Annotated in this window: 12 protein-coding genes; 4 read left to right on the top strand and 8 right to left on the bottom strand. The window is 64.9% G+C overall.

Annotated features, from left to right (window positions below):
• Positions 1 to 130: 130 nt before the first annotated feature.
• Positions 131 to 595: an Lrp/AsnC family transcriptional regulator gene (locus tag LY284_RS21400; RefSeq protein ID WP_014251172.1), complete on the bottom strand. Its 465-nt coding sequence runs from the start codon at positions 593 to 595 to the stop codon at positions 131 to 133.
• 131 nt (positions 596 to 726) lie between these two features.
• Here LY284_RS21400 and LY284_RS21395 point away from each other — a divergent pair, with 131 nt between their 5' ends.
• Positions 727 to 1,353 carry a LysE family translocator gene (locus LY284_RS21395; protein ID WP_045454846.1) on the top strand — a complete coding sequence of 209 codons (627 nt, stop codon included), beginning with the start codon at positions 727 to 729 and terminating at the stop codon, positions 1,351 to 1,353.
• Positions 1,354 to 1,355: 2 nt separating this feature from the next.
• Here the strand turns inward: LY284_RS21395 and LY284_RS21390 are convergent, their stop codons facing one another.
• The 4 genes from LY284_RS21390 to LY284_RS21375 form a co-directional block, all read right to left on the bottom strand.
• A complete protein-coding gene (locus LY284_RS21390) occupies positions 1,356 to 2,576 on the bottom strand; it encodes an ROK family transcriptional regulator (protein WP_233387905.1) in 1,221 nt (406 codons plus the stop codon).
• A 123-nt stretch (positions 2,577 to 2,699) separates the two neighbouring features.
• Positions 2,700 to 5,669: a bifunctional diguanylate cyclase/phosphodiesterase gene (locus LY284_RS21385; protein WP_233387904.1), complete on the bottom strand. Its 2,970-nt coding sequence runs from the start codon at positions 5,667 to 5,669 to the stop codon at positions 2,700 to 2,702.
• Positions 5,670 to 5,820: 151 nt separating this feature from the next.
• Positions 5,821 to 6,597 carry a hypothetical protein gene (locus LY284_RS21380; protein WP_014251176.1) on the bottom strand — a complete coding sequence of 259 codons (777 nt, stop codon included), beginning with the start codon at positions 6,595 to 6,597 and terminating at the stop codon, positions 5,821 to 5,823.
• A gap of 554 nt (positions 6,598 to 7,151) precedes the next feature.
• The gene (locus LY284_RS21375) at positions 7,152 to 7,574 is read right to left on the bottom strand and encodes a hypothetical protein (protein ID WP_014251177.1); all 423 of its coding nucleotides are present in this window, start codon (positions 7,572 to 7,574) and stop codon (positions 7,152 to 7,154) included.
• 300 nt (positions 7,575 to 7,874) lie between these two features.
• Here LY284_RS21375 and LY284_RS21370 point away from each other — a divergent pair, with 300 nt between their 5' ends.
• Complete coding sequence (locus LY284_RS21370) at positions 7,875 to 9,095, top strand: EAL domain-containing protein (protein WP_233387903.1); 1,221 nt, start codon at positions 7,875 to 7,877, stop codon at positions 9,093 to 9,095.
• Between the two features lie 7 nt (positions 9,096 to 9,102).
• On the opposite strand, the gene pip is transcribed toward LY284_RS21370, so the two are convergent.
• Complete coding sequence (gene pip / locus LY284_RS21365) at positions 9,103 to 10,080, bottom strand: prolyl aminopeptidase (protein WP_233387902.1); 978 nt, start codon at positions 10,078 to 10,080, stop codon at positions 9,103 to 9,105.
• A gap of 119 nt (positions 10,081 to 10,199) precedes the next feature.
• Between pip and LY284_RS21360 the strand changes: the two genes are divergently transcribed.
• Positions 10,200 to 10,913: a 1-acyl-sn-glycerol-3-phosphate acyltransferase gene (locus LY284_RS21360; RefSeq protein ID WP_041732239.1), complete on the top strand. Its 714-nt coding sequence runs from the start codon at positions 10,200 to 10,202 to the stop codon at positions 10,911 to 10,913.
• Positions 10,914 to 10,920: 7 nt separating this feature from the next.
• Here LY284_RS21360 and LY284_RS21355 read toward each other — a convergent pair whose 3' ends face one another.
• Together LY284_RS21355 and pcaQ are read right to left on the bottom strand one after the other, a co-directional pair.
• The gene (locus LY284_RS21355) at positions 10,921 to 11,289 is read right to left on the bottom strand and encodes a response regulator transcription factor (protein ID WP_041731807.1); all 369 of its coding nucleotides are present in this window, start codon (positions 11,287 to 11,289) and stop codon (positions 10,921 to 10,923) included.
• A 212-nt stretch (positions 11,290 to 11,501) separates the two neighbouring features.
• Positions 11,502 to 12,440 (bottom strand): pca operon transcription factor PcaQ, encoded by a 939-nt coding sequence (pcaQ, locus tag LY284_RS21350; protein WP_014251182.1) that lies wholly within the window; start codon positions 12,438 to 12,440, stop codon positions 11,502 to 11,504.
• A gap of 114 nt (positions 12,441 to 12,554) precedes the next feature.
• Between pcaQ and pcaH the strand changes: the two genes are divergently transcribed.
• A complete protein-coding gene (gene pcaH, locus LY284_RS21345) occupies positions 12,555 to 13,256 on the top strand; it encodes a protocatechuate 3,4-dioxygenase subunit beta (RefSeq protein WP_014251183.1) in 702 nt (233 codons plus the stop codon).
• Positions 13,257 to 13,262: the final 6 nt, after the last annotated feature.

Below are 13,262 nucleotides of genomic sequence, written 5' to 3'. Positions count from 1 at the left end.
GCATCAAGAAAGTGAGTCGGCGAGCGCGGGTGGAAACCCGCGGCGAGTGGGTCTCATGTTCTTGTATATACAACTTGCGGTGTATTAGGGGAATCCCGAGGCTTTCGTCCGGTCCTTGTATAGACAAGACTTACGGCAAGGGCAGGCCGCCGTCGCGCTTGACTTCGCGCAGGGAAAGCATCGATTCGACGGCCGTGACGCCCGGCAGCGTCCGCAGCACATCGCGCATGAAGACGCCGTATTCGTCGAGATCGCGCGCGACGATCTGCAACAGATAATCCGCCGTGCCCGAAATGTTGTGGCACGACACGATGCGCGCGATGCCGTGAATCTCGCGCTCGAAGCGATCCGACAGCGCGCGGTCATGCACGCTGAAGCGCACCTGCGCGAACGCGACGACGCCGAGTTCAAGCGCCTTGCGCGACAACATCGCGCGATAGCCGTCGATATAGCCCTCGCTTTCGAGACGCTTCAGCCGGCGCGCGCACGGCGTTTCGCTCAGTCCGACGCGTTCGGCGAGTTTTGCGACCGGCATGCGGCCGTCCTGCTGGAGCGCCGCGAGCATGGCGCGGTCGATTCGGTCGAGTTCGGTCATAGCGCTTTCCTCTCTTGATTTCGTAGATTCTAGCGGATCGCGCCAATCCTATTCCGAATGCCGACGCAAAATACCAGAAACCACCGCGTCCGAAGTGGCACGATGAAGCCTTCGAAACAGGAGAATTCATCATGGTCTCGGCACACTTGCTGTGGGTATTCGTCGGCGCGCTCGCAGTCGTCTACGCGCTGCCGGGGCCGGACATGGCGCTCATGCTTCAGACGAGCGGCACGCGCGGTCTGCGGCATGGCCTCGCGGTCGCCGCCGGGCTCGCCACGGCGCGCGCGACCCACGTGACGCTCTCGGCGCTCGGCGTCGCCGCGCTCTTGCGCAGTGCGCCGTGGCTCTATGACGGCGTGCGCATCGCGGGCGGCCTGTATCTGTCGTACGTCGCGATTCAGATTTTTCGCTCGCCCGCGTTCGGACTCGACGCCGCGCCCGGCCAGGCCGCCGCGTCCACGCTGCGTTCCGCGTATATGAAAGGCATCTTGAGCAGCATCCTCAATCCGAAGGCGCTGCTGTTCTGTTCCGTGCTGCTGCCGCAATTCGTGCGGCCGGAGACGGGTCCGGTCTGGTCGCAAGTGCTGGAACTGGGCGTGGTGCTGGTCGCGGTCGGCGTCATGTTCGACCTCGCGCTCGCGGCGGGCGCGGTGCGCATTTCCGGCTGGCTGCGCCGTCATCCGAAAGCGCAGACCGTGCAGCGCTGGACCTTCTCCGCCGCGCTGCTCGCATTCGCCGCGCGGCTGTCGCTCGACTGAAATCAGCTTTCCAGCGGTTTGAGAAAGAGCTCGTGCTTCGGCGCGAAGTGCGCATAGAGCGGCAGGATCGCGCCGCCCATCGCGCGTGCGTCGGGGCCGATCTGCCCTTCGACCAGACGCGGGCGCGTCATGCCTTGCCAGTCGAAACCGGCGAGTTCGTCGTCGGTGCGGCGGATGACTTCGCGCACCAAGGTGCGATCGATTTCGCCGTCGATGACCACGGCTTCGAGATCGAGCAGCGCCGCCGCCGACGCGATGCCCGTCGCGATCGCGGGACACGTCTCGCCCATCCACGTTTCCGCTAGCGCGCGCAATGGCGGCGACACGGCCCGCTCGTCGTGCGCGGCCGCGGCCGGCGCACCCGCGGCGGCGAACGCCTTTTCGAGCACGTACACCGATGCCGTGTTGAGCAGTTGCCCAGCGCGCCGCGCGCGGCCGTGAAACAGCGGAAACGAGCCGATGGCGCCCGCATTGCCGCTCGGCCCGGCGTGCAGTCTGCCGTCGATGACGAGCCCGCCGCCGATGAACGTCCCGATGAACACGTAGAGGAAATTACGCAGCCCGCGGCCCTGGCCCATCACCAGCTCGGCGGCGCACGCGGCCGTCGTGTCCTTGGCGAATTCGACGGGCAGCGCGGTCATCGACTGAATGCGTTCGCGAATGTCGATGTCATTCCACGCCGCGAGCGCGTCGGGCGGGGTGTCGAAGAAATCGCGCCAGCCGCCGAGCCACAGCGGCGCGGCCACGCCGATGCCCGCGATCTTTTGCGCGCCGTCGCCGAGCGCGGCGACCACGCGCGCGAGCCGGGCCTCAAGCGCAGGGAAAAGCGTCTGCGGATCGGGATAGGCGTATTCCAGTGTTTCGCGCGTGCGCACGCTGCCGGCGAAGTCCATAGAGAGCACGTCGAGACTGCGCCGCCCCACTTTCACGCCGATGGAAAACGCCCCGTCCGCGCGCAGCGATATCGGCACGGAAGGCTGGCCAATGCGCCCTTTCACGCGCGTGCGCGCATCTTTTTGCAGCAATCCGTCGTCGATGAGGTGATCGACGATCAGCGAAACCGTCTGCATGGAAAGGCGCGTGAGGCGCGCGACATCGGCCTTGGGCAGCGCGCCGTGCAGCCGGATCGCCTGCAGGACGATGCGCTCGTTGAACTGGCGCATGCCGAGCTGGTTGGAGCCGACCGAATGCATCGAGGCTTTGCGCGCGGGCCGCTCAGACATCGGCGCGTGCCTCGCGGCGCTCGCATGCGCGCCGGACATGGTTCATGTTATGGGTCCCCGTTCGCTTGAATCCGTTACGCCGATTCTAACAAGCGGGTCCTCATGTGATTCGATGCAGGCGGTTCAGTGCGTGCCGGATGCGCGCGCGTGCCACTCGTAGTCGAACACGGCAGCCTGCGCCGGTTCCGACAGGCACTCGACGAAGCTCACCACTTCCGGGTCCTTCACGAAGCTCGCGGCCGAGCTCGCCGCGAGAATCGCCGCGCTGTCCTGCGGCCGCGCGACGAGGAAGCCCTGCACGTAATCGACGCCGATTTCCTGCAACGCGCGCAAGGTGTCGATGTCCTCGACCCACTCCGCCACGCTGCGCATGCCGAGATTGCGCGCAAGCGCGACGATCGCCTCGACGATCGCGATATCCGCCGGATGCGCGCACATCGAGCGCACGAATTCGCCATCGATCTTGAGGGCGTCGGCGGACAGCGCCTTCAGATATTTGAACGACGTGTAGCCGGCGCCGAAATCGTCGAGCGCAATCTTGCCGCCCATGTCGTGCACGCGCGAAATGAAGCGCTGCGTGTTCTCCAGATCGTGCAGGGCGACGCTCTCCGTGATTTCGAGACACAGGTAATGCACGATCGATTGATAGCGCGCGAAGAGCGCGAAGATGTCCTCCATGAACTGCTCGTCGTTGAGCGAGCCGCCGGAGAGATTCACGCAGACGAACTGCGTGTTGCCGAGCTGATGCTGATGCGTCTCGATCCATTCGAGCAGCGTCGAGATGACCCAGCGGTCGATGGCCGCGATATTGCCCGATTCCTCCGCCGCGACGATCACCTTGCCGGCGGGCAGCGTCGCGCCGTCGGGCGAGCGCATGCGCAGCAGCACTTCGAAATTGAGCGATTCGGTCGGCGCCGAGAGCGACATGATCGGCTGCATCACGAGAAACAGGCCCGGCGGCAGGCGGTTGCGCCCGAGCGTCTCGACGAGCCGCAACTCCTCCGCGCGCTCCTCGAACGCGGCCGCACCCTTGCGATACGTGACGAGATGCGTGTGCGCGACTTTCTTCGCCTCGCGGCACGCGCGGTCCGCATGCGAGAGCGCGTCCTGCACGCGCACGCCCTGCGAGCATTCGACGAGACCGATCGACGCTTTCACCTGAAACGCGCGATTGCCGACCTGATACGGCGCATCCGACAGAATGGCGATGAGCTCGCGGCATTGCGCGATGGCGTCTTCGATCGACGTATCGTGCATCACGCAGACGAACTCGTCGCCGCCGATGCGCCCGACCCGATAGCTGCGCCCGAAGTGCGCGCGCGTGCGCGCCGCGACCTGGCGCAGCACTTCGTCGCCGCTGCGATGGCCGAACAGATCGTTGACGAGCTTGAAGCGGTCGAGATCGACATAGGCCAGCGCCCACGGCAGCGTTTCTTCGCTTTGCGCGGAGATCGCCTTCTCGATGCCGCGGCGGTTCAGCGAGCCGGTGAGCGGATCGTGCTCGGCGAGAAAGCGCAGGCGCTCGACGGCTTTCGAACGCTCCGTCGTGTCCTGCAGCGAGCCTTCGATCCAGCCATTCGAGCGGATGGCCTTCAGCAGATAGCGCCGCTCGCCGGTGCCGCGCTCGGACGAGCCGCCCATTTCGAGCTCGCCATCGCTGCCCTTCGACGCCAGCGCCTGCAACGCGCCCCACGCGCCGGCCTCGAAGTAGTCGTTCCAGTGCCGCACCTTGTAGTCGGCCTTTTGCAGATCGAGCATGGCGCGCAACGCGGGATTCGCGCGCACGAAGTGGCCGTCGGTATCGAGCGTGAAGAGGCCGATCGGCGTGACTTCATAGGTGTTGCGCAATTCCATCTGCGCCTGGCGGCGGAAATCGCGTTCGGCGCGCATCTGCTCGGCGATCGCGAAGGCCGCCATCATGCTCGACGAGAGCGCGGCCATCACCGTGTTCACGCCGCCCACGAGCACCTTCAGCCCGAAGGCCGCGCCGAGCACTTCCGAGAACGTGGAGAACAGCACGACGCCGAGCGACGCGACATACCAGAGCACGGTGCGCGAGCGCGCCATCCACACGAGCCGCGCGAGGAAGAACAGCAGCACGCAGATGCCGAAGCCGGCGATGACCCACAGCACTGGGATGAAGTACTCGTACGGCAGCGCGAGCGCCGCGGCGAGCAGCACGATGCCGACATACTGGATCACGCGCAGCAGCCACCTGTAGCCGACCACGCGCAACTCGCGCCGGAAGAGCTGCTGAAAGAGCGCCGCCGTCAGCAGGTAATAGGCGGCGAAGGTGAACTGCCGCAACGGCTGCATGAAATCCGACGGCAGCACGCGGCCCACCCACTGCATGTCCCAGCCCATCGCGTTCGCGCACAGGCGCAGATTGCCGACGAGCCACACCGCGAAAATCACATAGGTCCACTCGTGATTGATGAGCGCCGTGACGAACACGAATACCGCGAGGGTGAGCAGGCCGCCCGCGATGAGACCCGAGCTTTCCTGAAAATCGAGCGACGAATTGCGCAGGCCCTGCCATTCCCACGCGTAGGCGTTGATTTGTGCCGGGCCCGAAAACGTGCCGCGGCAAATAATGTTTTCGGCGTGTTTCAGCCGGCCGACCTGAATCGAGAAGCCCGCCTTCACCGCGCGCATTTCGCCGCTCACGACATCGCGGTCGGCCTTGCCGAGAAGATCAAGCGTATCTGCGTTCCAGCAGGCAAGCGTTTGCGCATGACGCGACGGCAATTCGACGACCGTCGACGAGTCGGCGCTCATGCTGGGCGTCGTAAAGCCGAACCACACCGGTTTTTCGGAAAGACGCGTGCTGTAACGGGAAACGGGCGCGGCGCCTTGCAGCGCTTCGCGCGCATCGGCCGGACCCATTAGACCGCTCTGATCGGAGAAAACACGTAATTCGAGAGGAACGGCGCCACGCGTTTCATATTGGCGCGGCAGGAAATAGAGCGTCGCGATCGTACCGAGCAAAATCAGAACGGGCACGGCGTAAACGGCGACCGCGTACAGCGCGTCGTCGATCCACGAGCCCGTGCGTCTGAATCTCGATAAGGAAGCTGGAATAACCGACGCCATACCTGGAAAAACCCCCGTTTGCGCCCGGCGCGAAATGCGCGGCGCAGGCAGCGGCCGAGTCCGAAAACCCCGCACGCCGCCGCTTTTGGCCAACCGGACCGCTCCGGGGTCCGGTTATTCGCTATTGCCTTTCTAAATACGATCGTGCTTTTTATCTGCCGTAAGCCATCAGCGGAGCCTCAGGGCATCGTACCGGTTCCCAGTCAAAAGATAAATCTACAGAATGCAAATCGATATCCGGGTGATGCGTATGCACCATGTAATTGAAGAGCGGATGACGGGCTTCTTCCCAGCGCTGGCGCGCCGCGGCGACATCCTTCGCCAATACGCGATGCGGCAATCCGCCGACATGCGTCATCGGCAGGAATTCATTGACGCCGAAAACATCCTTGAAGAGCATCGCCTCATACTCCCGATCAAGCGGCGTACGCGCCGTGATCACCATGTAATCGATCCCGTGCAATTCGCAGAACATCCAGAGCGCCTTGCACAACGCCACCTTCACCACCCGTCCCACCATGCCGCCCGAAACGCCGAGACGCGTCGCTTCCGCGAGGCGGCTCGTCGCCAGATGATCCGGCAGACGCACCGATTGCTCGACCGCGAGCCGCCCGTACGCATTGGTCTGAATGCGCATGGTCCCAAGCGGCGCGCCGTCGAGCTTGGACTCCGCCAGCAGGACGGCCGTGCCGCGATCGCGATCCGAAGGCTCGATCGTCATCGATTCGGCGAATTCGGGCAGATGCCGCCCATACGCCGAACGCCGGATGCTCACGGCTTTCTGCAGCCCGGCATCGTCCCGGACGATACGAATAGTAAACGGCATGCGCTCGGATTTCTGAAGCGCGGGCACGATCGTGAGAGTTGGGCGAACCGCCGGTTCGGTGTGGTTGGCGGCGGCGTTGTTGGCAAGGTTGAGACGTTCCATTTGTAAACCCCATTTTTTCTTGGCGATTGGAAATTGCCGCGTGCCGAGGACATTTATTTAAGTAGGTCCCGTACACGGGCGAAACGAGCCTCTCACGAAGTCAAAAAACGGGGTGCGCGCTTGCCGCTGTTTCTGAGCAAATTTCAGGCTAAAGCGATGGAAGAAAGCTTCTAATCGACGAGCCAATCGCCGGGTAGCCGCTGCAAACCAATATATGCATATGTCGTACAGGAATATGCGAGCCCGAACCGGGTGAAGAAACGAGGGCGAGCAGCCACCTATTGACGCGAGAGGCAATTGGGAGAATAGCGTTCGCCGAACCGTCGCGGAGCATCGCGTAAACGCTCGAAAACACTAAAAAAACGGGGCGCGGTAACGTTTGCTTACAAGTTTGTTTCGCACAATCTGCGAAACACGGAAAGTGCAGAGTTTGGGATTTTCAGACGTGGAGAACGGGCAAAAGAAAAAGCGGGCGTTCCTCGAAAGAAACGCCCGCCTTATCACGACATAATCATGTCGGTCGTGTGAAAACCGCTAAAACGAATCAGAAAAAATCAGTCGTCTTCGTCGAGCCAGGGGATATCGACGTCGGTAATGAAAGCGACCATCGCGAGCGGACGGCCTTCCTGCCGGCCGATGTTCCCGTCCGCGCGCTGCCATTCGCAGCGGAATATCGTGGCGGGCGTGTCGGCGAGCAGCGTGATCGTGCGGATCTCGTCCGGATCGTTCTCCTCGACGGGACCGTCGAGCGAGACCAGCAACTGCTGCGGCCAGACGCCGTCGGCGGGATCGTAGATCTTGTCGCCATCGTGAATGACGACATGCGCTTCGACGCCGATCGTCGCGGAGGCCTCGACGATCATCTTGCCGAGCGCGCGCAGCACCGCGGTGGCGCGGCCCGAGTTCGCCTGACGGATCGCGAGATCGCCGCGCGTCAGCGCCTGTTCGAGTTTGGGATTGGTTTTCTGTTGCGCCATCTATCTCTCTCGGATTGGTTCGTGGCAACTTTCGACGGGGGCGGCCCGGCCTAAGTTGCACACGGATCGTAGCATCGCATCAACAAAGATAGGTCGTACGGGCGCGCGCGGCAAACCGGCGGGCGTTGCGCTCAAGTTTGCGCACGAACGGCCGATATTGCGCTCATCCCCATCGAAACGCGTGACCACCGTGCTGTTCATCGACCTGTGTGCCCGCCCGTGCGTGCGTTTGCCGGTGCGCGCTGTCCCCATGCCGTTCGCGCGCGCCGCGCGGCCCGCGCCCGCCATCGTCGTGTGAACGTGGCAAGCGGACACGACGAGATCGTCGACGGCATCGCGCTGCGCACGCATCTGCAACCGATCTACAGCCTTCCGCATCAGCGCGAGGTGGGCTACGAGGCGTTGCTGCGCGGCGACGCGGGCGGCGGCGCGCTGATCGACCCGTTCGATCTGTTCGGCCGGGCGATCGTCGCGGGCACGCTCACGGAGCTCGACCGCATGAGCCACCGCACGCACCTGCGCAACGCGGCGGCGCTCTTGCCCGCCGCGCACTGGCTCTTCATCAATATCAATCCCGCCACCTTCACCGATCCCGGCTATGCCGTGCGGCTCGCGGCAGCGACACGCGCGGCCGGCCTCGCGCCGGAGCACCTCGTGATCGAAGTGCTCGAATCCGGCGGCACGGACGTCGAGGAACTCTCGCGCGCGACGCAGGCGTTTCGCGGGCAAGGCTTTCTCGTCGCCGTCGACGACTTCGGCGCGGGACATTCGAATATCGACCGGCTGCTGACGCTCAGGCCCGACATCGTGAAGCTCGACCGCAGTCTCGTGCGCACGAAGAGCGCTCACATGCGCGACGCGCTGATGCCGAAGCTCGTCGACCTGCTGCACGAGTCGGGCATGTTCGTGGTCGCGGAAGGCATCGAGACGGGCGACGATCTGATGCTCGCCGCGCGCTCGAACGTCGATTTCGTGCAGGGTTATCTGTTCGGCATGCCGTCGCCGACGCTGGCCGAGCGCGGCGTCGCGACGCCGCTCTTCGAAGACGTGTTCGATGCGCTCGCCCAGATGCGCCGCGCCGAGCGGCTCGCGGGCGACCTGCTCGTGCTGCCCTATCGCTCCGGCATCAAGCAGGCGGCGCGGCGCTTCGCTTCGGGGACGACGACCGAAGCCGCATGCGCCGACGTGCTCGCGCTGCCCGCGACGCTCAGCTGCTTCTTTCTCGACCAGGGCGGCCGCGAGTTCATGCCGGGCCTGGCCGGGGCCGCCGCGAAAGCGCCGAGCGCGCGTTTCGCGCCGATCGCGGACCCGTCCACGGGGCGCTGGGACAATCGCTCGTATTTCGTCGATGCGCTCGCGAAGCCGCAGCAAGTGATCACGACCGCGCCCTATCTTTCCGTGACCGGCACGTCGCTTTGCATGACGCTCACGATCGCGACGCAGCGCGCCGAGAAGCCGGTGGTGATCGGCGTCGATCTCGACTGGGGCAAACTCACCGAAGCGGCGCCGGCGATGTTCTGAGGCGCGTCTACCTCGCCTCGCCGATCACACTAGCAAGCGCCGCCGCGCCCGCGCGCAACGCCGCGAGATTGCCCGGCTCGAAGGTCCAGTGCCCCGCCGCGTTCACGACCGCCAGTTGCGCTCCCGGCCAGCGCGCGGCGAGCGCCAGCGCCTGATCGGCGGGACATACCATGTCGAAGCGGCCATGCACGATCCGGCAAGGCAGATGCGCGATGCGCGCAATGAGCGGCAACAGCGGCATCGGCGGCAGCTCGTTCGCCATGTAATGACGTTCGAGCAGCGCCATCGAGATCGCGGCGGCGTTCGCTTCCGCGCTCGGGCGCTTCTCTTCGTCGGCGGGTTCCTTCTCCGGCTTGTTGACGACCGACAGCGTCGTCTCGTATTGCGTCCACGCGCGCGCGAGCCGCGTGCCGGCTTCGTCGAAGCGTGCGAGCGGCGCCTCCGTCATCCGCAGGATGTCCTGCGCGTTCGATGGACGCTTGCCGCACGCCGCCTCGATCGCATCGAGAAACGCGCGATGCGCCTCCGGAAACACGCGCCGCACGTCCCACAGGAACCAGTCGATGTCCTCGCGCCGCGCGAGAAACACGCCGCGCAGCAGGAAGCCCAGGCACCGTTCCGGATGCGCGACGCCATACGCGAGGCCGAGCGTGGTGCCCCACGAACCGCCGAAAATCGCCCACCGCTCGATCTTCAACGCGGCGCGCAGCGTCTCCATGTCGCCGACGAGCGCATCGATGCCGTTGTGCTCCAGCTTGCCGAACGGCGTGGACTTGCCGCAGCCGCGCTGATCGAAGAACACGACGCGCCACTTCCCTTCTTCCAGCACCTCGGCCCATTTCACGTTCATCGCGCCGCCGGGGCCGCCGTGCACGACGAGCATCACGGGCGCGTCGCGCGGGCCCTGCGCGCGCCAGTAGATCGAATGGCCGTCGCCCACGTCGAGCATGCCTTCGTCGAACTGCACCGGCGTTTCGGTTTCCATTGCGCTTCATCCTCGGGTGTTGAGATCGGGTTGGCATCCATTGTTGCATCCGATCGGTGACATCGCATGACGTGCGCCGTGCGCTATGCTTCCCGCTTCCCTTCATCCAGCGAATTTCGATGCGCCGTACTCTCGTCAAGTGGCTCTTTGCAACGTATCTGCTAGGCAGCGGCATCGTCTGGTCGATCCTGATCCTGCCGCTCTTTCCGTTCGTCGGCCGCAATGGGCGCTACCGGCTCGCGACGCTCTGGTGCCGCGCCGTCGTCGTGATGATGCGCGTCATCACCGGCGTCACGTGTTCCGTCGAAGGGCTGGAGCATTTGCCGGCCGGGCCGTGCATCATCCTGTCGCGGCACGAATCGACGTGGGAAACGCTCACGTTCATGGCGCTTTTTCCGCGCCGCATCAGCTTCGTGTTCAAGCACGAGCTCATGAACATTCCGTTCTTCGGCTGGGTGCTGCGCGGGCTCGACATGGTGAGCCTCGACCGCGGCTCGATCCGTCAGGCGCATACGGCGGTGACGCGCGAGTGCGCGGCGCGGCTCAAGAAAGGCGATTCGGTGGTGATCTTTCCCGAAGGCACGCGCGTCGCGCACGATGCGCCGCTCAAGCTGGCCTCGGGCGGCGTGCGCCTCGCCTGCGCGACGAAGGTGCCGGTCGTGCCCGTGGTGCACGACGCGGGCAAGGTCTGGCCGGCGAAGGGCTGGCCGGATCGGGGCGGACATATTCGCGTGATCGTCACGCCTTGCCTGCCGCTCGATTGCGAGATTCCGCAGGAGCTGAACCGCATGGCGCAGACGCAGATGGACGAGGCGCTGGCCGAACTGCGCTAGCCGCCCCTCAGTACAGCGGCCGCTTCTTCGCGGCGCACAGCCGGTTCACGGCGGCGATCAGCGTGCCCATATCCACGGGCTTGCGCAAATAGCCGTCGTAGCTGACGAACGCGGGCGGATTCGGATGCCCCGAAATCATCAGGAAAGGAATGTGCGCGAGCGCCGCGTCGTTCTTCATCGTCTGGCAGAGCAGCGCGCCGCCGAGCCCCGGCATCATCCAGTCGGAGACGACGATGTCCACCCTTTGCTCGCCGAGTATCGTCAGCGCTCCGTTGCCATCGAACGCGCACAGGACGTTGCAGTCCTCGCCCTGCATGCAGACGGTCCAGGCTTCGATGGTGGCGGGGTCGTCGTCGACGAGCAATACGGTCTTCATCTTGCGGGCAAGTTCGGTGCGTGCGGCGCGTGCTGCGGAAGGTCTGCCGGAATCTGCGAAGACCGCGGCGGACAGCGTTTTATGTGACCACTGCTGAACCGGTTTGTTGCATTTACTTCGTTCTCACTGTCTTTCGTCATAGTATTTCTTTCGCGCCAACTCTGCGCGGTAAATGCTGCTTCAGCAACTTGCGCGCCGCCCGGCGACGCCGGTCATTTGCTCCGTGCGCGCGAGCGGCCCGCTTCACGCAGCGCGTCGACGAGCGCCTCCTCCACCGGCGTGCGCGCCGCGTCGTTGCGGCGGATCAGGCCGATCGGCTCATCGGTGCCCGCGAAAGGCATCGGCAACGAGGCGAGCAGCCCGAGCGCGATGTCCTGCTCGACCGCGCCGGCGGGCACGAACCACACGGCATCGTTGTTCATCGCGAGCGAGCGCCCGAGCGACACCGACAAGGTCTCGACGAGCGCCGTCAGCGCATGCGCGCCGAACGCGGTGAGCACGCTTTCAGCCGACTGACGGATCAGCGTGCCGAACGGCGGCACCACGATCGCAAAGCGCGCGAGCAGCGCGGGCGTGAGCGGCGTCTCCAGCGTCAGCGGATGCTCGCGGCGCACGACCACCGCCAGCGGCTCGCGATAGATCTGCTCGAACGACAAGCCGTGCATCGCCTCCGGCTCCGACAGCCGCCCGACGACAAGATCGACATCGCCCGCCTTCAGTTTTTCCAGCAGAAGCGCGTTCGAATCCGTCCATACCGAGAGCGACACCGCCGGCCATTGCTGCCGGAACGACGTGAGCGCGGGCGAGAGCAGCACGGGCGCGACCGTCGGCAGGATGCCGATTGCGATGGTGCCCGGCACGTCGCCGCGCTCGCGCAGCAGCATGTCGACGCCCTCGCGCAAGGACGCGACGCAGGCGCTCGCGTGCGGCGCGAAGAGCCGCCCTTCGCGCGTCGGCACCGCGCCGCGCCGCCCGCGCTCGAACAAACGCACGCCTAGAATGGATTCGAGCTCGCTGATCGTCTTCGAGACTGCGGGCTGCGTGATCGACAGGCTGTCGGCGGCGCGCTGCACGCTGCCGAGCTGCGTGACGGCCAGAAAACACTGCAAATGCCGGAACTTGACGCGGGTGTTGGTGAAGTCGGTATCCATGACGTTCCGTTATGCAAGAAGGCACAAAACATCATTTTCCATAACTTGCGGCGTTATATAAAGTAGTCGTCAGAAACATCCTATTCAATCCCACAATGACAGGAGACAGTCGACATGACTTCACCGATCCTCACACCGCGCGACTGGGAATCGCATCCGGCGTATCTGTCGCCGGGTTACAAGTCGTCGATTCTGCGCAGCCCGGGCCTGCCGCTCGTTCCGCTGAAGGAAAACCTGCGCAACCGGCGCGTGCCGGTCTATGGCGCGGATGATCTGGGCGTGCTCGACAACGATCTCACCCGCAACGCCGCCAAGAATGGCGATCCGCTCGGCGAGCGCATCATCGTGACGGGCCGCGTGCTCGACGAAGGCGGCCGGCCGGTGCGCAACACGCTCGTGGAAGTGTGGCAGGCGAACGCCGCGGGCCGTTACGTGCACAAGGCGGACCAGCACGACGCCCCGCTCGACCCGAACTTCCTCGGCGCGGGCCGCTGCCTGACCGACGACGAAGGCCGCTATCGCTTCATGACGATCAAGCCGGGCGCGTATCCGTGGGGCAATCACCCGAACGCGTGGCGTCCGCAGCACATCCACTTCTCGCTCTTCGGCGAGTACTTCGGCTCGCGCCTCGTCACGCAGATGTACTTCCCCGGCGATCCGCTGCTCGATCTCGATCCGATCTATCAAGGCATTCCCGAGCACGCCCGCGAGCGTCTCGTGTCGTCCTTCTCGATCGACACGACGCAGGAAAACTACGCGCTCGGCTACGAATTCAACATCGTGCTGCGCGGCCCGGACCAAACGCCGACGGAGTAAAACGAA

It is taken from the genome of Caballeronia sp. PC1 (genome assembly GCF_021353155.1).
Taxonomy (GTDB): Bacteria; Pseudomonadota; Gammaproteobacteria; order Burkholderiales; family Burkholderiaceae; genus Caballeronia; species Caballeronia cordobensis.
Note: the sequence above shows the minus strand (reverse complement) of the source record. Positions and strands in the feature narration are given on the sequence as shown.